Source organism: Embleya sp. NPDC050154 (genome assembly GCF_044460165.1).
In the GTDB taxonomy this organism is placed as follows: Bacteria; Actinomycetota; Actinomycetes; order Streptomycetales; family Streptomycetaceae; genus Embleya.
The window spans coordinates 45,183-65,960 of the sequence record NZ_JBITJP010000024.1; the positions used below are offsets into that span (position 1 = coordinate 45,183).

The 20,778-nt window shown below is 73.3% G+C and carries 19 protein-coding genes; 7 read left to right on the plus strand and 12 right to left on the minus strand.

Annotation, left to right across the window (positions count from 1 at the left end; all coding sequences use genetic code 11):
• Positions 1 to 24: 24 nt before the first annotated feature.
• Positions 25 to 1,215 (plus strand): M20 family metallopeptidase, encoded by a 1,191-nt coding sequence (locus ACIBSV_RS37940; RefSeq protein WP_395871372.1) that lies wholly within the window; start codon positions 25 to 27, stop codon positions 1,213 to 1,215.
• A gap of 66 nt (positions 1,216 to 1,281) precedes the next feature.
• Here ACIBSV_RS37940 and aroC read toward each other — a convergent pair whose 3' ends face one another.
• The 11 genes from aroC to ACIBSV_RS37995 form a co-directional block, all read right to left on the minus strand.
• The gene (gene aroC / locus ACIBSV_RS37945) at positions 1,282 to 2,514 is read right to left on the minus strand and encodes a chorismate synthase (RefSeq protein WP_395871374.1); all 1,233 of its coding nucleotides are present in this window, start codon (positions 2,512 to 2,514) and stop codon (positions 1,282 to 1,284) included.
• A gap of 593 nt (positions 2,515 to 3,107) precedes the next feature.
• A complete protein-coding gene (locus tag ACIBSV_RS37950; RefSeq protein ID WP_395871376.1) occupies positions 3,108 to 3,890 on the minus strand; it encodes a sulfite exporter TauE/SafE family protein in 783 nt (260 codons plus the stop codon).
• Positions 3,887 to 4,930, minus strand: a complete 1,044-nt coding sequence (locus ACIBSV_RS37955; protein ID WP_395871378.1) for a zinc-binding dehydrogenase — start codon at positions 4,928 to 4,930, stop codon at positions 3,887 to 3,889. The genes ACIBSV_RS37950 and ACIBSV_RS37955 overlap by 4 nt, the downstream gene beginning before the upstream one ends.
• Positions 4,927 to 5,835: an ABC transporter permease gene (locus ACIBSV_RS37960; RefSeq protein ID WP_395871380.1), complete on the minus strand. Its 909-nt coding sequence runs from the start codon at positions 5,833 to 5,835 to the stop codon at positions 4,927 to 4,929. Before ACIBSV_RS37960 ends, ACIBSV_RS37955 begins: the two co-directional genes overlap by 4 nt.
• Positions 5,836 to 5,850: 15 nt before the next feature.
• A complete protein-coding gene (locus ACIBSV_RS37965; RefSeq protein WP_395871382.1) occupies positions 5,851 to 6,978 on the minus strand; it encodes an ABC transporter permease in 1,128 nt (375 codons plus the stop codon).
• The gene (locus tag ACIBSV_RS37970; RefSeq protein ID WP_395871384.1) at positions 6,975 to 8,672 is read right to left on the minus strand and encodes an ABC transporter ATP-binding protein; all 1,698 of its coding nucleotides are present in this window, start codon (positions 8,670 to 8,672) and stop codon (positions 6,975 to 6,977) included. Before ACIBSV_RS37970 ends, ACIBSV_RS37965 begins: the two co-directional genes overlap by 4 nt.
• The gene (locus ACIBSV_RS37975; RefSeq protein WP_395871386.1) at positions 8,647 to 9,726 is read right to left on the minus strand and encodes a BMP family ABC transporter substrate-binding protein; all 1,080 of its coding nucleotides are present in this window, start codon (positions 9,724 to 9,726) and stop codon (positions 8,647 to 8,649) included. The genes ACIBSV_RS37970 and ACIBSV_RS37975 overlap by 26 nt, the downstream gene beginning before the upstream one ends.
• A 309-nt stretch (positions 9,727 to 10,035) precedes the next feature.
• Positions 10,036 to 10,401 (minus strand): cupin domain-containing protein, encoded by a 366-nt coding sequence (locus ACIBSV_RS37980; RefSeq protein ID WP_331771510.1) that lies wholly within the window; start codon positions 10,399 to 10,401, stop codon positions 10,036 to 10,038.
• A gap of 83 nt (positions 10,402 to 10,484) precedes the next feature.
• Positions 10,485 to 11,210, minus strand: a complete 726-nt coding sequence (locus tag ACIBSV_RS37985; RefSeq protein WP_395871389.1) for a FadR/GntR family transcriptional regulator — start codon at positions 11,208 to 11,210, stop codon at positions 10,485 to 10,487.
• 5 nt (positions 11,211 to 11,215) lie between these two features.
• Positions 11,216 to 11,701, minus strand: coding sequence for a VOC family protein (locus ACIBSV_RS37990; protein WP_395871391.1), 486 nt, complete (start codon positions 11,699 to 11,701; stop codon positions 11,216 to 11,218).
• Between the two features lie 103 nt (positions 11,702 to 11,804).
• On the minus strand, positions 11,805 to 13,319 hold the full coding sequence (locus tag ACIBSV_RS37995) for an aldehyde dehydrogenase family protein (protein ID WP_395871392.1): 1,515 nt from the start codon (positions 13,317 to 13,319) through the stop codon (positions 11,805 to 11,807).
• Positions 13,320 to 13,598: 279 nt separating this feature from the next.
• Between ACIBSV_RS37995 and ACIBSV_RS38000 the strand changes: the two genes are divergently transcribed.
• The 6 genes from ACIBSV_RS38000 (at position 13,599) to ACIBSV_RS38025 (ending at position 19,550) form a co-directional block, all read left to right on the plus strand.
• Positions 13,599 to 14,996, plus strand: coding sequence for an amidohydrolase family protein (locus tag ACIBSV_RS38000; RefSeq protein WP_395871394.1), 1,398 nt, complete (start codon positions 13,599 to 13,601; stop codon positions 14,994 to 14,996).
• A gap of 146 nt (positions 14,997 to 15,142) precedes the next feature.
• Entirely contained in the window at positions 15,143 to 16,159 is a 1,017-nt protein-coding gene (locus ACIBSV_RS38005; RefSeq protein ID WP_395871396.1) for a zinc-binding dehydrogenase, read from the plus strand.
• Positions 16,160 to 16,161: 2 nt separating this feature from the next.
• The gene (locus tag ACIBSV_RS38010; RefSeq protein ID WP_395871398.1) at positions 16,162 to 17,553 is read left to right on the plus strand and encodes an FGGY-family carbohydrate kinase; all 1,392 of its coding nucleotides are present in this window, start codon (positions 16,162 to 16,164) and stop codon (positions 17,551 to 17,553) included.
• Positions 17,538 to 17,927, plus strand: coding sequence for a VOC family protein (locus ACIBSV_RS38015; protein ID WP_395871400.1), 390 nt, complete (start codon positions 17,538 to 17,540; stop codon positions 17,925 to 17,927). Before ACIBSV_RS38010 ends, ACIBSV_RS38015 begins: the two co-directional genes overlap by 16 nt.
• 78 nt (positions 17,928 to 18,005) lie before the next feature.
• Positions 18,006 to 18,392, plus strand: coding sequence for a VOC family protein (locus ACIBSV_RS38020; protein ID WP_331771502.1), 387 nt, complete (start codon positions 18,006 to 18,008; stop codon positions 18,390 to 18,392).
• A gap of 402 nt (positions 18,393 to 18,794) precedes the next feature.
• Positions 18,795 to 19,550 (plus strand): hypothetical protein, encoded by a 756-nt coding sequence (locus ACIBSV_RS38025; protein ID WP_395871403.1) that lies wholly within the window; start codon positions 18,795 to 18,797, stop codon positions 19,548 to 19,550.
• A 75-nt stretch (positions 19,551 to 19,625) separates the two neighbouring features.
• Here ACIBSV_RS38025 and ACIBSV_RS38030 read toward each other — a convergent pair whose 3' ends face one another.
• Complete coding sequence (locus ACIBSV_RS38030) at positions 19,626 to 20,639, minus strand: aldo/keto reductase (protein WP_395871405.1); 1,014 nt, start codon at positions 20,637 to 20,639, stop codon at positions 19,626 to 19,628.
• Positions 20,640 to 20,778: the final 139 nt, after the last annotated feature.

Here is a 20,778-nt window from a genome sequence, read left to right on the forward strand (position 1 = left end):
TCTTTCCTGGGGCAGGATGCGCGCATGCGAGCCTTCGACCTCGCGGCCGGCGCAAAGGCCGCTGCCCAGGCGGCGGTGCAAGCCGCCGCCCCCGATCTGGTTGCACTCAGTCACCGACTGCACGGCCACCCCGAACTCGGCTTCGCCGAGGAACGCGCGTGCGGCTGGCTGGGCGAGCAACTGAGCGAGCACGGCTTCACCGTCACCCCGGGGGTCTGCGATTTGCCGACCGCCTTCGTCGCCGAACGCGGCAGCGGACCGCTGGTGCTGGGGATCTGTGCCGAGTACGACGCGCTGCCGGGCATCGGGCACGCGTGCGGGCACAACGTGATCGCCTCCGCCGCGACCACCGCCGCGCTCGCGCTCGGCGCGCTGGCCGACGACCTGGGCATCACCGTGCGGGTGCTGGGCACCCCCGCCGAGGAGAACGGCGGCGGCAAGGTGCTCATGCTCGAGCGCGGCGCGTTCGCCGGGGTGCACGCGGCAATGATGGTGCACCCCTCGCCGCGCGAGCGCCTGGACCCGACCTGCCTGGCCCGCGCGCAACTGCACGTCGAGTACGACGGTCGGGCCGCGCACGCCTCCGCGTGTCCCGAGGACGGCGTCAACGCCGCCGACGCGCTGACCGTGGCCCAGGTGGCGATCGGGCTGCTGCGCCAGCACATGACGCCGGATCAGCGGGTGCACGGGATCACCACGACCGGCGGTCAGGTGCCGAACGTGATCCCCGAGCACACCGAGGCCGCCTATTACGTGCGGGCCGCGACGCTGGCCGGGTTGACCGATCTGGAGGCGCGGGTGCGCGAGTGCTTCCAGGCGGGCGCGGTGGCGACCCGGTCGCGGCTGACCATCTCCTCGACCTCGCCCGCGTACTCCGAGTTCCGGCACGACGGCGACCTGCTGGCCGCGTACGAGCGCAACGCACTGGCCGCGGGACGCGAGTTCCCACCGGTGACCGCGGTCGACGACCGGCAGGCGGGCTCCACCGACATGGCCAACGTGTCGCTGGCGATTCCCGCCATCCAGCCACTGGTCTCGATCGACTCGGGCACCGTCGGGCTGCACCAGGCCGAGTTCGCCGCGTACGCCGTGCGGCCCGCCGCGGATCGGGCGCTGCTGGACGGTGGTCTGGCGATGGCCTGGACGTGCGTGGACGCGGCGCTGGACCCGGGCCTGCGCGAGCGGCTGCTCGCGGGCGCGCCGGCCGAGGGCTGACCCGCCGATGGGCTCCGGGGTGATCGCCCCGGAGCCCATCGGTCGCCTGCGGCTCGACACCCGCGCTCACGCGTCGGCGACGGTCACCGGCAGGGCCGCGAGGTACGCCTGGGCGTTGCGGCGGGTCTCGGCCACGCTGTCCCCGCCGAACTTCTCCAGCACCGCGTCCGCGAGCACCAGCGCGACCATCGCCTCGGCGACCACGCCGGTGGCGGGCACCGAACACACGTCGCTGCGCTGGGCGATCGCCTTGGCCGGGTCGCCGGTGCGCACGTCGAAGGTGGCCAGCGCCCGGGACAGGGTGGAGATCGGCTTCATCGCCGCGCGTACCCGCAGGAGTTCGCCGGAGGTCATGCCGCCCTCGATGCCGCCCGCGCGTCCGGTCTCGCGGCGCACCCGGGCGGGTCCGGGTCGGCCGGGGGCGACCGGGGTGATCTCGTCGTGCGCGACCGAGCCGCGCCGGGTCGCGGTCGTGAAGCCGTCGCCGACCTCGACCCCCTTGATCGCCTGAATGCCCATCAGCGCGGCGGCGAGCCGGGCGTCCAGGCGCCGGTCCCAGTGCACGTGGCTGCCCAGGCCCGGCGGCAGGCCGTACACCACCACCTCGACCACGCCGCCGAGCGTGTCGGCGTCCTTGTGCGCGGCCTCGATCTCGGCGTTCATCGCGGCGGCGGTGTCGGGGTCCACGCAGCGCACAGGGTCGGCGTCGATCGCGCCCCCGCTGCCGGGTTCGGGCACCAGCGCCCCGGGCAGCGCAACCGCGCCGATCCGCACCACGTGGCTGAGGATCTCCACGCCCAGCGTCTGGGCCAGGAACGCGCGCGCCACCTCACCGATGGCCACCCGGGCAGCCGTCTCGCGCGCGCTGGCCCGCTCCAGTACCGGGCGGATGTCGTCGAAGCCGTACTTCTGCATGCCGGCGAGGTCGGCGTGCCCGGGCCTGGGCCGGGTCAGCGCGGCGCCGCGACCGCGGTCCGGGAGCCGACCCGGTTCGTCGTAGCGCCGGCCGTCGGCGTCGGTGGGGTCGGGGGCCATCACCTCGGCCCACTTGGCCCATTCGGTGTTGGCCACACGCAGCGCGACCGGGCCGCCCTGGGTCACCCCGTGCCGGACGCCGCCGTTGAACTCGACCTCGTCGCGTTCGAACCGCATCCGCGCACCCCGACCATTGCCCAGGCGGCGCCGGGCCAGCGCCCGGGCCAGATCGGCGGAGGAGATCTCCACCCCGGCGGGCAGTCCCTCCAGGACGGCGGTGAGCGCGGGTCCATGCGATTCACCTGCGGTGAGCCAGCGGAGCATGGGAGTCCTTCTTTCAGGGAGACGGATCGGTCGGACGGCAGGGGGTGCGCGTCACGCGGAGCGGAGCGGGTTGCGGGCGAGAGCGTGTCGTCGGCGGCAGGAGCCTTGTCGGGGCCGGGTCGGGGGGCGGGGCGGATGGGCTCGTGGGGGCGAGAGGTCGGGCGGGCGGGGGGTGTGAGCGTTACGGGTGGCGGGGCGCGTTGTGGGCGCGGCGCGTCGTCGCGGGGTGCATCGTGAATGGCGGGGCGCGTGGTGGGTGGGGCGCGTGGTGGGTGGGCGGCTCGAGCAGGCGAGGTGGCCCGGGTGAGTGGGATGGGGTCGGAAGGGGAGTGGACGGGCGAATGGGCTCGCGGGTGCGTCTGGAGGTCGGGCGGCGGGGTGGAGCGGGTTATGGGCGAGGGCGTGTCGTGGGCGGCGGGAGCCCTGTGGGGGCCGGGTCGGGCGCGCGGGGCGGATCGGCTCGCGAGGGCGAGAGGTCGGGCGGGCGGGTCGGGTTATGGGCGAGGGCGTGTCGTGGGCGGCGGGAGCCTTGTGGGGGCGGGTCGGGCGGGTGGATGTGGCTGGGGGGTGGGTGAAGGGGAAGGGTTTGGGGGTCAGGTGAGCAGCAGGGCGATGCCTACCGTTGTGCCGACTACGACCACCAGGGTGCGGAGGACCGGGGCCGGGACTCGGCGGCCGAGGAGTGCGCCGAGGCGGCCGCCGGCCACCGAGCCCAGGGCGAGCAGGAGGACCGGGATCCAGGCCACGTCGGCGGTGAGGGTGAACAGGAGCGCGGCCACCAGGTTGACCAGGGCCTGGAGCAGGTTCTTCAGACCGTTGAGCAGGTTCAGGTCCTCGTCGAGCACCGTGGCCAGCAGTGCCAGGAGCAACACGCCCTGCGCGGCGCCGAAGTAGCCGCCGTACACGCTGACCGTGAACACCGCGGCGGAGAGGGCCGGGCCGACGCCGGTACCCGTGCCCGTGTCGTGCTCCGGGTCCGCGTGTCGTTCGCGACGGGCGCGCAGGCGCCGGGACAACCACGGCTGGACGGCCATCAACAGCGCGGCGAGCAGTATCAGGGCCGGTACCACCGCGCGGAACGCGCCCGGTGGCAGGCCGAGCAGGAGCAGGCCGCCACTGGCCCCGCCGAGCACCGCGGCGATCGACAGCGGCAGCAACCGCGCCGACTGCGCGGCCAGTTCGCGCCGATATCCGAGCGCGCCGCTGATCGAGCCGGGGGTGAGCCCGACCGTGTTGGACACGTTGGCCACCACCGGCGGGTAGCCGAGCGCGAGCAGGACGGGAAAGGTGAGCAGCGAGCCGGAGCCCACCACGGTGTTGACCGTGCCCGCGCCGAGGCCCGCCACGAGCACGAGCAGGGCCTCGGCGGGGCTCATGCCGAACTGCCGGGCAGCAGGGTGATCTTGCCGAACGCGGCGCCGCCCGCCAGCCGGCGATGCGCCTCGGCGGCGTCAGCGAGCGGGTAGGTGGTGTCCGGGACCGGGAACAGCCCCCGCTCCAGACAGAACCCGATCATGGTCTCGAAGTCCGCCGCGCCGCACGAGCCCGCGCCCAGCAGCGTGACCCCGGTGTGGAAGGCGTGCGGCAGGTCGAACGTCGCCTCGGTGCCGGTGGTGTCCCCGCAGAACACCAACCGGCCGCGCGGGCGCAGCGCGTGCAGCGACGCCTGGAACAGCGCCGGGCCGACATGGTCGAGCACCAGGTCCACACCGGCCCCGCCGGTCGCCGCCCGGGCCTGGGCAACCGGATCCGAACTGCGGGTATCGATCAGCACGTCGGCACCCAGCGCCGCCATCCGGTCCAGTTTGGCCCGGGAGCCGGAGGTGACCACGACGCGGGCGCCCAGGGCCCGGGCCAGCTGCACCGCGGCGATGCTGACCCCGCTGCCCGCGCCGTGCACCATCAGCGTCTCGCCCGCGCGCAGGCCGCCGCGCACGACCAGGCCCTGCCAGGCCATGCCATACGCGGTCGGCAGGCTCGCCGCGGCCTCGTGTTCCCAACGCGCCGGGATCGGGTGGGTGCGGCCGGCGGGCACCACCATCAACTCGGCGTAGCCGCCGGGTCGGTTGCCGCCCACCACACGCAGTGCCGCGCACCAGGCGTCCTCCCCCGCCCGGCACGCGGCGCATCCACCGCAGTGCAGCGCCGGGTTGACCAACACCCGGTCGCCGACCCGGCGTTCGCGCACCCCCTCACCGATGGCGAGCACGTCGCCGGAGACGTCCATCCCGGGCACGTGCGGAAGGGTGAAGCCGGGCAGCAGGCCGGGACCGCGGCGTTGCAACAGGTCGAGCCGGTTCACCGCGGCGGCGCGGACGGCGATCAGCACTTCGCCCGGGCCCGGTTCGGGATCGGGCAGTGCTGCAGCTTCCAGGATCTCGGGGCCGCCGTGTCCCCGGTGTAGAACGGCCCTCACACGATCCCCCGCACGAACGGGGCCCCGAGTGCGGCCGGTTGACGGTGCGTCTTGGCCAGGAACATCATCGCGAGCAACGCCAACAGATAGGGCGCGGCGATCAGCAGTTGCGAGTTGAGGTGCACGCCCAGCGCGGGCAGCGCCAGCCGCATCGCGTCGGCGGCACCGAACACGAGGCAGCCGGCCATCGTGCCGCGCAGCGTCCAGCCGCCGAAGATCACCGCGGCGATCACCACGAAGCCGCGACCCGCGGTCATGTTCTGGTTGAACGCGCCCACTTCGCCGACCGCGAGGTAGGCGCCGCCGAGTCCGGCGAGCACGCCGCACAGGAGCACGCTCTGCCGGCGCCGGCGACGCACGTCGATCCCGGTCACGTCGGCCGATTGGGGGTTCTCCCCGGCGGCGCGCAGTTCCAGACCGAATCGGCTGCGCTGGACCAGCCACCACACCAGCGGGATCACCCCCACCAGCAGGTAGGCGGGCCAGCGGTGGGCGAACAACACCGGTCCCAGCAGCGGCAGGTCGGACAGGATCGGGATGTTCACCGCGTCCACCTGATGCCCGGTCAGATCGACCGAGTCGAGCAGGAAGCTGGTCAGGCCGAGCACGAGCGCGTTCAGGGCGAGCCCGACCACGTAGGTGTTGACCGACAGGCGGTGGCTGAACTCGGCGTGCACAAACCCGATGACCAGTCCGGCGACCATGCCGAACGCCAGTCCGAAGGACGCGGATCCGGTCAACGAGGCGCCCCATACGGCGTTGAACGCGCCGCCGAGCATCATCGCCTCGACCGAGATGTTGATCGTGCCGGCCCGTTCGGCGATGTACTCGCCGCACGCGGCGAAGGCCAGTGGCACGGTGAGGCGGACCGAACTGGCAAGGACCATGGCAAGGTCGTCGATCATGTCAACCTCCCGGTCTCAGGCCGCACCGACGGCGCGCCGGCGGCGCACCTCGGCGTAGGCGGCGGGAAAGACCGTGGCCAGCACCAGGAGCGCGGTGACCACGGCGACGATGTAGCGCGGTACGCCGGTCGCGGACAGGAAGCCGCCGCCGGCGCGCAGTGCCCCGAAGAACAGCGCGACGGGCACGGCGAGCATCGGCTTGTCCCGGGCCACCAGCGCGACCAGCAGCCCGTCGAAGCCGACGTTGTCGGCGAAGCCGTCCTGCATGCGGTGGCCGCTGCCGGTGAGCATCACGCCGCCGGCCAGGCCGGCGAACGCGCCCGAGGCGAGCAGCGCGCCGCCGCCGATCAGCACCGCGCCGACACCGGCCCGATGCGCGGCCTTGGGGTTGAGCCCGAGCATCCGCACCCGGAAGCCGAGCCGGCTGCGCACCAGGACCACCGAGGTGCCGACCGCGAGCACGAGCGCGATGAAGATGCCCGCGCCGATGTTGAAGTTCGGGTACTCGCCGATCCGGGGCAACCAGACCGACTCCGCCAGCATGTCCGACTGCGACGTGGTGACCTGGCCGGGCACCGCCTTCTCGCGCAGCAACGACGGCGAGTTGACCGCGTACGAGACGGCCTGGTTCGCCACGAAGATCAGCAGCAGGGTGCTGATCACCACGGCGACGCCGCGCCAGTAGAAGAGCAGGGCCGCGATGGCCGCCCACAGGGCGCCGCCGACCGCCGCGCCGAGCAGGGCCAGGATCAGCACGAGCGCGCCGGGGCCGGGGGTGAACAGGGCGATCGCGGCGCCGACGCTCGCGCCGACCAGGAGTTGGCCCTCCTGGCCGATGTTGAAGATGCCCGCGCGGGCAGCGATCACCGAGCCGATCGCGACCAGGAGCAGCGGTGCGGCCTGGTCGATGCTCTGCCCGATGGCCGCGCCGTCGGCCAGGCTGCCGTCGTACATCGCGCTCGCCGCGTCCCACGGGGACTGGCCGACCAGTGCGATGAGCAGGCCGGCCAGGACGAGTGCGGTGGACAACGACGCCGCGTACAGCAGCGGGGTGCCCAGATCGGCGATCCGGGGTCGGCGACGAGGGCCGGCCGACGGGGCGGCGACGGCCGGGGCGCGTTCGGATGTCAGGGTCGAGGTCATGCCGCCTGGCCTCCCATCAGCAGGCCCAATCGCTCGGTGTCGACGTCGGCGCGGTCCATCTCGCCGACGACGGCGCCTCGGTGGATGACCGCGACGCGGTGCGAGAGTGTGAGGATCTCGCCCAGTTCGGTGGACAGCAGCAGCACCGCGATGCCGGAACGCGCCGCGGCGTGCAGCCGTTCGGTCATGTACTCGATCGCGCCGATGTCCAGACCGCGGGTCGGTTGTGCGGCAACCAACACCGCTGGTTGGGCAGCAAGTTCGCGGGCCAGCACCACCTTTTGCTGGTTGCCGCCGGACAGTTGTCGCATCGGGGTGTCCGGAGAGGGGGTGGCGATCTCGAATTCCTCGATCAACTGCCGGGCCCGCGCCGCCATCCGGCGCCGACTCAGCAGTCCCTTGCGGGTGACCGAGGCCAGGTCGGCCAGGACCAGGTTCTCCGCGACGCTCATGTCCAGCACACAACCGGACACGTGTCGGTCCTCGGGCACGATGCCGACCCCGGCGGCGTGCATCGCGCCGGGCCGGCCGGCGGCCACCGGCGCGCCGCACACCTCCACCCGGCCGGCGCTGAGCGGAAGCAGGCTGGAGAGCAGATCGCCCAGCGCCGCTTGGCCGTTGCCCTCGACGCCGGCGATGCCCAGGATCTCGCCGGCGCGCACCTCCAGGGTCAGCCCGCGCAGCAGCGGGCGTCGGTCGGTGGTGCTCGCGTGCGCGTCGCTGATCCGCAGCCGTACCTCGCCGGCCGGCGGCCTGGGCTCCGGGACGGGCTCGGCGGCCGGTTCGCGTACGTCCAGCAGCGCTTCCCCGCCGGTCGGGGTGCCGGTGCCGGGCTCGATCAGCGCGTCCAGCGCGCCGACCGCCGACGCGGCGGTCCACTTGGACAGTTCGCGCCCGACCATCTCCCGGGCCAGTGAGCGCACATCGGTGTCGGCGGTGGCCCGCCGGGCCACCACGCGCCCCTGGCGCATGATGGTGACCCGGTCGGTGGCGTGCACGATCTCGTCCAGCTTGTGGCTGATCAGGATCACCGCCTTGCCCTCGTCGGCGACCACCCGGCGCAGCACGGTGAACAGTTCGCGCGACTCCTCCAGGGTCAGCACCGAGGTCGGCTCGTCCAGGATCAGCACACCGGGGTCGCGGCGCAGGCACTTGACGATCTCGACGCGTTGGCGCTGGCCGGTGGACAGGTCCTCGACACACGCGTCGGGGTCCACCTCCAGGCCGTAGCGCCCGCCCACGTCACGCACCAGCGCACGGGCCCGGTCCCGGTCCACCCGGCCCCGGTCGCCGAGCACCACGTTCTCCCAGACGCTGAGCCGGTCCACCAGGCTGAAGTGCTGGTGCACCATGGAGATTCCGTGTGCCGCGGCGGCCGAGGGGTCGGTGATCGTGGCGGGTTCGCCGCGCAGCAGGATGCGGCCGGTGTCCGGCACGACCAGGCCGAGCAGGATCTTCATCAGGGTGCTCTTGCCCGCGCCGTTCTCGCCGAGCAGGCCGTGGATTTCGCCGGCCTGCACCCGCAGCGAGACGTCCTCGCACGCGCGCACCGCGCCGAACCGCTTGCCGATGCCGAGCAGTTGCACGACGGGGACGGTGAGCACGGACGGCGCGGCCGGGTGCTCGGGGGCGGCCCGGGGTCGTGGGTCGGGGGTGGTCACGGCGGTGTCACTTGCCTGCGGCGACGGCCTCATCGACCTTCACCTTCCCGCTGCCGATGTCCTGGATCAGGGTCTTGAGCTGCTGCTCCTGGTCGCCGGTGGGCTTGCAGAGCTTGACCGTGGGCACCGGGTCCTTGCCCAGGTGCCATTCGCGGGCCACGCCCATCCGCAGGGTGCCCTTCTTGAAGTCCTCCAGCGCGCCGGCGAAGTAGGCGCCGGGGCTGAAAATCACCGACACCGCGTACTGCGCGCCCGGCGTCGAGCAGCGGTCGGTGCCGGGGGTGAGCGCCGGGACGCCCTTCTCGTTGGCGAGTTGGGTGACCACGTCGGTGGCGCCGCCGAGGTAGGGGTAGATCACCTTGACGCCCTGGCTGATCTGCGCCTGGGCGGCCTCCTTGGCCTTGCCGGAGTCGTTGAAGTCGCCGGTGTAGGTCTGCACCATCTCGGCGTCCGGGACGACCTTCTTGATGCCCGCCTCGAAGGCCTTGGCCACGTCCCGGGCGAACTGGAGGTCGGGGCCGGTGATGTAGCCGGCCTTCTTGCCGCCGTTCTCCTTGAGGATCAGGCCGGCCGCGTAACCGGCCACGTAGAGCGATTCGTTGATGTAGTCGAGGGACTGGGTGAACTCGGGGGTCTGGGTCACGCCCTGGCCGCCGCTGATGTACCAGGCGATGCCCTTGCACTGCGGTTCCTTGGCCGCGCTGAGCGCGTCCTTGAGCTCGCTGGCGCCGATCGCGATCATGTCGACCTTCTGCCGACACAGGTTGCGGGCCTGCTGGACCGCGTTGGCCGGGTTGATCTTGTCGACCACGACGAGCTTCCACCCGTTGGCGTCGGCATAGCCGTTCGCCTCGTCGACGAAGCTCTGGTAGTAGCCCTTGTCCTTGGTGTCGCCGGGGCTCATCACCCCGATGACGACCTTCTTGTCCTTGTTGACGTCGGGTTCGTTGGCGGGAAGGGTGCCGGCGCCGGGCGCACCGGCCGAGGCGGGCGCCCCGGCGGAGGTGGAGGAGGAAGAGGAGCCACCGCCACAGGCGGTGACGAGCAGTCCCGGTATGATGACCGAGGCCGCGATGACTCGAACCATGTTCTTCATCGGAAGGTCTCCAGACGAATCAGGGCGCGTTGGTTCGACACGGACCGACGGGTGCGCGGCGGCCCGGGCGGGCACGGTGGGCGTGCCGGGCTCGGGTGTTCGGTGCCGCGGGCCGGGGTTGTGGAATGTCGGTCCGGCGGAGGGGCCCGTTCCGGTTGCGCGGGGGATTGCGGCCCGGAAGCGGGTGGGGGTCGGTGCGCGGCGCCTGGGGCGACCGCTACCGTCCGACAGTGGTGTGGTGGTGCCGAGTTGCCTGTTCGCGATCCCGCGAGGGTGCGGTGCCGCGATCGCTGCCGTGGATCAGCCGTTGCGGTATTCGTCGCGCGGCGGGGTGAAGATATCCAGGATCCAGGTCTCGCCGTGCTCGGGGTCGCCGATGAACAGGCTGTCCCCGTGATCGCAGCCCTTGGGCGCCCAGTAGACGTCGCCCGGGCCGAGCACCTGCCGCTCGTCCGAGTCGATCCGGAAGTCCAGCTTGCCCTTGAGCACCATGCCGTACTGCTCGTGCTCGGGATGGTCGTCGTAGGGGGTGGGACCGCAGCCCTCGCGGATCCGCCACAGGGTCAGCATCATCTCGTCGCCGGTGTAGACCCGGCGCCGGAATCCCGGCTTGACCTCGACGAACTCGCTGTCGTCGAAGGCCCAGACGCGTTGTACCTCGCTCATGTCAGGACCGTCCTCTCCGGTAGATGCGCGCAATTGCTCCCTCGGACGGGCCGGCCGTCGTGCCGACCGCGCCAGGGCGTGTCCTAGAACATCCGGGCGGTCATCTGCCGCTCGACCTCGCCGAGGTGGTCGGCGGCGGCGCGTGCGGCGGCGTCGGGGGCGCGGGCCGCGACCGCCTCGGCGATGCCGCGGTGTGAGCGGCAGGACTCGGCGATCACCTGGCGCACCGCCTCGGCGTTGCCCTCGGCGTCGAGGAGCGAGGCGAAGTCGCCGGACGCGAATACCGCGTCGAGCACCTTCGCGTACAGCTCACGCAGTGTGGTGTTGCCACACGCGCGGGCCAGCGCCGCGTGGAAGCGGCGGTCCTGGAGGCGGAACGCCTCCAGGGTCATCTGTGCGTCGAAGCCGGCCGCGAGTTCGCTGATCTCGGCCCGTTCGTCGGGTGCGGCCCGGATGGCGGCGAGGCGGGCGATGGCCACCTCGGTCACCTGCCGTACCTCGAACAGTTCGGACACGCGCAGCTTGCGGCCGTCGTCCTCGTCGAAGGACACCCCGGGCAGTCGCTCGGCAACGTAGAACCGGTTGCCTCGCTTGACCAGGCAACCCAGCGAGACGAGTCCTTGGATCGCTTCCCGCACCGAGGTGCGGGCCACCCCGAACTGCTCGCACAGGGTTCGTTCCGGGGGCAGTTGGGCGCCGGGGCGCAGGTCGCCCTCGCGCACGCTCGCCAGGAGCGCGTCACGGACCTCCTCGGAGATCGTGCGGCGCGCGACCTTGGCGAACGGGATCCGGTCCCCCGGTGCCCGCAAGGGCACTACGCGCCCGCCAGGGCCGCGAAGCGCTCGCGCTCGGCGTCCAGGTCCAGCGGCCGGATGATCGCCTCGTGCTCCTCGTCGCCCCAATACGCGGGCGGGACCAGCCACATGACCTCGAACTCGAGGCCGTCGGGGTCCTTGGCGTACAGGCTCTTGTTCGCGCCGTGGTCGCTCGCGCCGATCAACGCGCCCGCCGCCACCAGGCGTTCGCGGGCCTCGGCCAGCGCGTCGAGCGTGGGCACCTCCCACGCGACGTGGTACATCCCCACGGTGCGCCGGCCCGCCTGCGAGTCGCCCGCCTCGGCACCGATCGTGAAGAACGCGATGTCGTGGTGGTTCTCGGAGGCGGGGGCCCGCATGAAGACGTAACTGCCGGGCGGGCCGTCGATGACGGTGATGAAGTCCAGCACCTCGTTGTAGAACCGGGCGGTCCGGTGTGCGTCGCGCACGTACAGCACCGCGTGGTTCATCCCGGTAACGGCCACGATCGGGCCTCCTCAGGGTGTGGGTCAGGCTGTTGGTCTGACAATCAGAAGGTATGAAGCTCGGTCAGGTGTGGTCATTGGTCTCCCAGCACAACCCCACGCTTCACCCGCTGTGCACCTGGACGTTCACCGCCTTGGTGCGGGTGTACGCGTCCACGCCGGTCCGGGCGAACCCGCTAGCCCGGCGCGGCTCGCCGCGTCCGCCGTTCATGTCCGGCGCGAAATGGCAGTTCACGTTGACCTCGCCGCAGTCCAGCGCGTCCGAGAAGCGGAACGCGCGCTCGATGTCGCGGGTGAACACCGTGCCGTTGAGGCCGTACCGGGTGCCGTTCGCCAGCGCGATCGCCTCGGCCTCGTCGCGGAACGGCATCGCGGCCAGCACCGGCCCGAACACCTCCTCCTGCTCCACCTCGCACCCATGGCGCACTCGGCCCAGCACGGTCGGCGCGACATAGGTCGGCAGGAGGCCGTCCGGAAGGGCGGGTTTGCCCACCACCGAGGCGTCGCCCGCGTCCAGGGCCCGGCTCACGAAACCGCGCACCCGGTCCGCGTGGCGCTCGTTGATCAAGGGTCCGATGAAGGTGTCCGGATGCAGCGCGTCGCCCACCGGCAGGGTGGCCGCCGCCGCCGCGACCGCCTCCACCACCTGGTCGTAGACCGATTCCTCGACCAGCAGCCGGCTGCCCGCGACGCACACCTCGCCCATGTTCACGAACGCGGCCATCATCGCCCAGCCCACCGCCTGGTCCAAGTCGGCGTCGGCGAACACCACCACCGGCGACTTGCCGCCCAGTTCCAGATGTACGGGGGTGAGGTTGCGCGCGGCGGCGGCCAGCACGTGTCGGCCGGTCTCGGTGCCGCCGGTCAGGCTGATCAGGTCGATCCGCCGGTCGGTGATCAACCGCTCGCCGACCGTCGAGCCCGGGCCCAGCACGATGTTCAACACCCCCGCCGGCAGCCCGGCGGCGGTCAGGATCCGGCCCAGCTCGACCAGCGTCACCACCGCGTCCACCGGCGGCTTGGCCACGATCGAGCACCCGGCCGCGAGCGCCGAGGCGATCCGCTGGCTGCCCGTCATCAGCGGCCCGTTCCACGGCAACAACTCGGCCACCACGCCGGCCGGCTCGCGCAGCCGCAACGTCAACAGGTCCGGGCCGCCGCCGGGCAGCAGGTCCGGCGGGAAGGACGAGCGGCGCACGTCACCGTGCGTGGTGCGACAGATCGCCGCCGCGTACGAGAACGCGTTGGCCGCCTCATACACGTCGTTGGTCAGCGCCCCCGAGACCGCCTTCCCGGTGTCCATCGCCTCCAGCGCGGCCAGCCGGGGCGCGTCCGCGCGGATCGCCGCGGCCGCCGCCTCCAATACCTCGGCCTTGCGCGGGCCCGGCATGCGCTGCCACACCTTCGCGTCGAAACTGGCCCGGGCCGCGGCGATCGCGCCCTCGACCTCGGCGTCGCTCGCCGCCAGCCAGGAGGCGACCTGCCCGCCGGTCGAGGGGTCGAACACCGGCCGCGCCGCACCGTCGAACGACTCGTGTCCGCCGATCAACTGCGGATACGGGTCCGGGCGCAGCCAGTCGGCGCGGATGCGCGGCTCGCTGGTGGTGGTGTCGGACATGCGGCAACTCCCTGGACGCGGCGGACGAACCTTCGAGCCGTACGCCGTGCCGGGCGCCGCAACCTGGTATGCCTCGCCCGACACGGCACCGGTGCCGCGCCGGCGAAAGTCGCCCGGCGCCGGGCGCGGCACCAGGCCAGGTTTGCCCTCGTCGCCCTGTGCTCGCATTGTGTCCCCGGCATGTACTGGGCCCACTTGATTGTGCTCCCGGCCACGATGCCTGCGGACGGCACCGGGCCTAGTGTCCCCAGACATGGTGAGTTCGCAGGTGAGAGCAACGTGAACGGCGCCGGGCCGACGCGGCCCGACCTGTTGGTCGTGGGCGGTGACGTGGTCACCATGAACGCGCGCCGCGAGGTGTTGCTGGGCGGCACCGTCGCCGTCGCGGGCGAGCGCATCCTGGCCGTCGGCGCCACCGGCGAGCTGCGGGCGCGCTGGCCGGGCACCCCCGAACTGGACGCGAGCGACTGCGTGGTCACGCCCGGCATGGTCAACGCGCACCTGCACCAGACCGGCGACCCGCTGGCGCGCGCCCGGATCCCGGACGACCTGCCGCCGGGCGCCTCCGTCGACACCTGGGCGGTGCCGCTGCACGCGGCGCACCGACCCGCCGACGACACGCTGTCCGCGCTGCTGGCCGGCGTGGAGAGCGTGCGCAACGGCGTCACCACGATCATCGAGGCGGGCACCGTGGCCCACCCGCACCGGGTGGCCGCCGCGATGACCGAGGTCGGTGTGCGCGGCGGGATCGGCGCGTGGGGCTGGGACGTGCCCGGCGCCCCGTTCGCCGCGCCCGCCGCCGAGGTGCTGGACCGGCTCGCCGCGCTGGTCGACGCCTACCCGGCGGGCGGCCCAGTCGAGGCCTGGGTCACCCTGGTCGGGCACGGCCTGGCCTCGGACGAACTGCTGGCCGGCGCGGCCGACCTGGCCCGGGGCACCGGCGCGCGGATGACGATGCACCTGTCGCCGTCCGGCGCCGACCCCGACGACTACCTGCGGCGCACCGGGCGCCGGCCCGTACTGCACCTGGCCGACCTGGGTGTACTGGGCCCGCACCTGCTGCTCGCGCACGCGGTGTGGCTCGACGACGCCGAGATCGAGGCGCTGTTGGCGAGCCGTAGCGCGGTCGCCTACTGCCCGTGGGCGTACCTGCGGCTGGGCCAGGGCGTCACCCGGGCCGGGCGGCATGCCGAGTTGCTGCGCCGCGGCGGCCGGCTCGCGCTGGGCACGGACGCGGGCAACGCCGCGGACTCGGCCGACCTGCTGCGCACCGCCGCGCTCGCGGTCGGCCTGGCCAAGGACATGGCCGTCGACCCCACCGGCCCCGGCGCCGCCGAGGCCCTGGAATGGGCCACCATCGGCGGCGCCGAGGCGGTCGGCATGGCCGATCGGGTCGGCTCGCTGGAACCCGGCAAGTACGCCGACCTGGTCGTGCACGACGCCACCGGTCCCCAGTGGACCCCGCGTGGCGACATCGCCCAGCAGTTGGTGTGGTCCGGCGACGGCCGCTCGGTCCGCGACGTGCTGATCGGCGGACGGGCCGTGGTCCGCGACCACGTGTGCGTCACCGTCGACGAAGGCGCGCTGCGCACCGAGGCGGCGCGCGCGTCCCGGGCGCTGCTCGCCCGGGCGGGCGTACCGCTGCGGTCGCGGTGGCCGACGCTGCCCGCGTCCTGAGTGCCGGCGCGGCCGCGTACCGGGTGCCGAAGCCGCCCGCGACCCGGGTTCCGACGCCGCCCGCGTACCGAGTTCGCCCGCCGCCCGCGTCCCGATTTCCGCACCCGCCGTTGATCGCCACCCAATCCCCAACCGAGGAGCCCCACATGCGAGTTGCCGTAGTCACCGCCCCCGAGCAGGTCGATCTGCGCGAGGAGCCGGTCCCCGAGGTCGGGCCCGAGGACGTGCTCGTGCGGGTCGGGCGCACCGGACTGTGCACCATGGAGCGCCGGCTCTACCTGGGCACCAAGCCGATCTACCCGGTCGCCCCCGGCCACGAGGTCGCCGGCGAGGTGGTCGCGGTCGGCGACGCCGTCGCCGGGCTGCCCGGAGTCGCGGCCGTCGGCGACACGGTCACCGTCGACCTGCTCACCCGGTGCGGTACCTGCACGTCGTGTCGGCGCGGGCGCAGCGCGCTGTGCAAACGACCGCAGGGCGGTGCGCTGGCCGACGGCACCATATCGATGGGTGCCGGCTTCGCCGAGTTCGTCAAGGTCAAGGCGCTCCAGGCGTTCCGTACCGGCGACGCGCCGATCGCGCACGCCGCGATGGGCGAACCGCTGGCGTGCGTCGCGCACTCGGCCCGATTGGGCGGACTGCGCGCGGGCGACCGGGTGGCGGTGATCGGCGCCGGATACATGGGTCGCCTGCACTTGGCCCTGGCCCGGTTCAAGGGCGCCGCGTCGGTCGGGCTGATCGACATCAGCCCGGAGCGCCTGACCCAGGCCCGTGAGGCCGGCGCCGATTGGACGAGCACCCCGGAGGAGGCCGCCGCCGGCGGGAAGCAGGACGTCGTCTTCGTCACCGCCGGTGCCCCGGGCGCGCTGGAGACCGCGCTGTCCCTGTGCGACGACGGCGGCACCGTGGTGCTGTTCGGCGCCTTCCCGAAGGACGTCCTGGCCGGGGTCGGCCCGGACCACGTGCACCACCACGAACTGAGCATCGTCGGCGTGTACAGCCAGGAGCCGCAGGACTGGACCGAGGCCGCCGCGATCATCGCCTCGGGCCGGCTCGCCGCCGAACTGGACGCGCTGGTCACCGCGACGTACGCGCTCACCGACGTCGACGCGGCCTTCCGACTGGCCGCCGAGTCGCCGGTCTATCGCGTCCTCGTGGGCGGCTGAGCGTGGCCGGCACCCCCGGGGTCGTCGTCGGCGTCGACGTCGGGAGCAATTCGGTACGCGCCCTCGCGCTCGACCCGGACGGCGCAGTCCTGGGCGCGACCACCGCCGGCTACCCCGGCGCGGCGACCTGGCGGCCCGGACACGCCGATCCGTACGCGTGGTTCGCGGCCACCGCGCAGGCGCTCGCGAAGTTGCGCGCGCTCGTGCCCGGCGCGGCCCGTCCCGCCGCGCTGTGCCTGGGCGGGCAGAGTCCGACCACCGTTCCCGACGGCGTGCCGCACACCGGTTCCGATGCCGCGCTGACCTGCCGGCACCCGGCGGGCGCGACCGGTTCACCGGTCGAACAGCACCACGCGCAGCACGCCGCGCTGCGCGCCGCGCACGGACCCGACGTGCGGGCCTGGCAACTCTACGACTGGCTGGCCGCGCGGTTCGGCGCGGAGCGCGCGCAGGCCCGCTGGCCCGGCGATCCGCCGCTGACCGACTACGGACCGATCGCGGCCACCGGATCGGTGGTGGGCACGGTCGGCACCGGGCACGACGTCGCGGCGGGCACCCCGCTGGTGGCCGGCGCGCAGGACGCGTACCTGGCGTTCTGGGCGGGCGGCCTGGATCGGCCCGGCCGGGCGATGGACCCCGGCGGGCGCACCGGCGGCCTGGCCGTCGCGGTGGCCGCCGGCTCACCCGCCGCGGACGCCTACGCGCTGCCCTCGGCGGTGCCCGGCGTCGACATCGTCGGTGGCCCGGTCGCCGCGCACGGCCTGATCCTGGAGTGGCTGCGCGACCTGACCGGGCGCGACGTGCGCGACCTGCTCACGCTGGCCGCCGCGGTACCGCCCGGCGCGCGCGGCGTGCTGGTACTGCCCTATCTGGAGGGCGAACGCGCGCCCCGATGGAACCGCGAACTGCGCGGCGAGGTCTTCGGGCTGAGCGCGGGCGCGGGCCCCGGCGAGCTGGCCCGCGCCGTGCTGGAGGGCACCGCGTACGGCCTGGCGCACATCGCGACGGGACTCGGCGCGCGGGGCGCCCGCCTGGACACGCTGGTCTGCGCCGGTTCGCCCGCGCGCAGTCCGCTGTGGTGCTCGATCAAGGCCGCCGTACTGGGTGTGCCGGTCGAGGTGCCCGCGGAGACCGACCTCGCCGCCTACGGCGCGGCGCTCGCGGCCGGCGCCGGGGCGCACTGGTGGCCCGCGCCCGGTGCCGGGTCGGCGGGCGACTGGCCGCGACCGGCGATGACCGTGCTCGATCCCCACCCACACCCCGAGTACGCGGCCGGTCTGCGCCGCTTCCTCGAACTGGGCGACGCCGCACAGGCGCGCCTGGCCGCATCACCCACATCGTCCGACACCCCCGTTCCGACCCCCTCCGAGGAGCCGACGTGCCCAATCCGGTGATCTTCATGGACCTGCCGACCCCCGACGTGGAGGCCACCTCGGCGTTCTACGCGGAGCTGTTCGACTGGGACTTCAAGCGGCGACCCGCCGGCGAGTTCAGCGAGGTGCTCCCGGGGGTCAAGCCCAACCTCGGGATCCGCCGCGAGTCGCGCCCGGCGGTGGGGCCGGTGCCGCGCATCTACGTGATGGTCGACGAGCCGCCCGTCTACCTCGACAAGGCGGTCGCGGCCGGTGCGAGCGTGTTGTGGGAGGAGAAGCCGTGGGCCGAGTTCGAGGCCCGCTACGCGGCGTTCCGCGACCCGTGGGGCAACGAGGTCGTGCTGTGGCGCGACAAGGGCACCTACTTCACCCACGGGCACGCCCACCAGGTCTGAGCCCGCGTCGGATCCCGAGTCCGATGCCGCGTCACATCCCGTTCGGTACACCCGAGTTCCCCCGGAAAGGACCCCCGCATGACCAACACCCTGGTCTTCGTCGACATGCCCACGCCCGACGTCGACGCCACCACCGAGTTCTACCGCGAGTTGTTCGGCTGGACCATCAACCCGCGCCCGCAGGGCGTCTTCCACCAGATAGTCCCCGGAGAGGGATTGCACCTGGGCCTGTACGACGAGGTCGCCCAGGTGCCCGACCCGGCGCCGCTGCCCCAGCAGGCGCGCGCCGGTCTGCACGCCCGCGTCTACATCCTGGTCGACGCGGCACCCAGCGAATACCTGAACAAGGCCGTGCTGCTGGGCGCGACCGCGCTGTGGGAGCAGTGCTTCTGGGAGGAGTTCGGCGGGCACCACGCCTCGTTCCTGGACCCGTGGGGGAACCAGATCGTGATGTGGGAGAAGTGAGGTAACGCCGCACCGGACGGCCGTACGCCCGTACGCCCGTACCCACGATCCGCACCTGATCGCGGGTACGGGCGTATCCACGCCCTGCGGACCCGTACCCCCGCAGGGTGCGGCGCCGGGCGTCGACGGTTCGCATACTCGACTGCATGAACACCAACGGGCATCTCGCCGACTTCCTCCGCGCCCGCCGCGGTGGCCTGCGACCCGAGGACGTCGGGCTGCGGACCTACGCTTCGTCACGGCCGCTCCGGCCGGCGCGGCGCCGGTGACCGGCAGGCCGCTTACCGATGTCCGGATCGCCGCGCACTTCGACCTGGCCGCAGGGCAGCAGGGCAGCAGGCGGAGAACATCAGCCTGTCGCCCGACGGCTCGGCGTACATCACCTTCGCCCGCAGCCGCCAGGTGGCCCGGGTCGACGCACGCGGCACGACCCGCATCCTGGCGACCCTGCCCGCGCCCGCCGACGGCGGCGCGCACCCGCCGGCTCTCGACGCGCCGATGGCCACCGGCATCGTGCGCACCTCCGACGGCACGGTGTACGTGTTGTACGCGGCCGGCACCGCCGACCTGACCGGGTTGTGGCGCATACGCCCCGGCGGCGCCCCCCGGCGCATCGCCGCGTTGCCCGCCGACGGCGTGCCCAACGGTCTGGCCCTGGATCCGCAGGCCAAGCGCCTCTACATCGCCGACTCGGTGCTCGGCACAATCTGGACCGTCCCGGTCGCGGGCGGCACGCCGACCGCGTGGTCCACCGCCCCCGAACTCGCCTCGACCGGATTCCTCGGGGCCAACGGCGCGAAGGTCCACGACGGCGCGTTGTGGGTGACCAATCTGGACCGGGGCACCCTGCTGCGCATTCCGATTCGCGCCGACAACCGCGCCGGAACGCCGCAGGTCAAGGCATCCGGCCTGGCCGGCATCGACGACATCGCGTTCACCGGGACCGGCGACGAGCTGCTCGCCGCGGTCAACGCCCCGAACCGGGTCGTGCGGGTGCGATCGGACGGCGCCGTGAGCACCGTCCTGGTCGCCGGCGACGGGCTGCAGAACCCCACGTCCGTCGCGGTGCGCGGGCGCGAGGTGTATGTGCTCAGCGCTGCCTTCTTCACGGCCGCCGACCCCAACCTGCTGCGCGCCCGCCTGGGCGGCCGGCGGTAGACGGTCGGCAGTTCGGTCGGCGGTGGGAGGCCGCCGGACCGGCGGAGGCGTTCCCCCACCCGGGCGGGCCGGAGCTCAGCCCCGGTGCAGGATCGGGCGCGGGTAGGGGGAATCCGCCGGGTTGACGTCCGTGCCGGGGGGCACCAGGGCGTCCAGGCGGGTCAGCGTCTGAGGGGTCAACCGCACGTCGCAGGCGCCGAGTTGGGACTCCAGTTGCTCCTCGGTGCGCGGGCCGATGATCGCCGACGTGACGTTCGGGTGGGCCAACGCGAAGGCGAGGGCCAGTTCCGGCAGCGAGCAGCCGGCGTCCTCGGCGATCGCGGCGAACTCCTCGACCAGCGCGGTCTTCGCGGCCCGCACCGCGGCGTCCGCGTGGTCGAAGTGCTCGGCGTTGCGCACGGCCCGCGAATCGGCCGAAACGGCTTGCCCCGCACGGTACTTGCCGGTCAGCCAGCCGCCATTGAGCGGACTGAACACCAGCACGCCCAGGCCGTACCGCCCACACGTGGGCAGTGCGGCCGTCTCCGCATGCCGGGCGAACGCCGAGTACGCGAGTTGCTCCACCGTGAAGCGCTCGTGCCCGCGCCGCTCGGCCACCCACTGCGCCTCGACGATGGCCTCCGCGGGCAGTGCGGAGGAGCCGATCGCGCGCACCTTGCCCTGGCGGATCAGGTCGCTCAGCGCGCCGAGCGTCTCGTCCGGGTCGGCGCTCGGGTCGGGGCGGTGCATTTGATACAGGTCGAGGTAGTCGGTGTCCAGGCGGCGCAGGCTGTCCTCGACCGCGCGGATGATCCAGCGTCGGGAGGCGCCCCGGTGCAGCGGCGCGTCCGGGTCCATCGCCTCGCCGAACTTGGTCGCCAACACGACGTCGTCACGCCGCCCCTTGAGCGCCTTGGCCAGGATCGCCTCGCTCTCGCCGAACGCGTACACGTCGGCGGTGTCCACCAGGTTGATCCCGGCGTCGAGCGCGCGATGCACCATCCGGACGCACGCGTCGTGGTCCGGGTTGCCCCACGCGCCGAACATCATCGTGCCCAGGCACAGTCGGCTGACCCGCATGCCGGTGCGACCGAGCGAGGTGTACTCCACGGGTGCCCTCCAAAGGTGATCATCGGACGTCCTCCCCCGAGGCTGGCACGGCGGCGCGTGTGCACCGATGTGGTCCCGGCGCAGCGCACGGGCCGTTTGTTCGTGCCTCAAGCACATATCGGGGCCGTTTCCCGGCGCC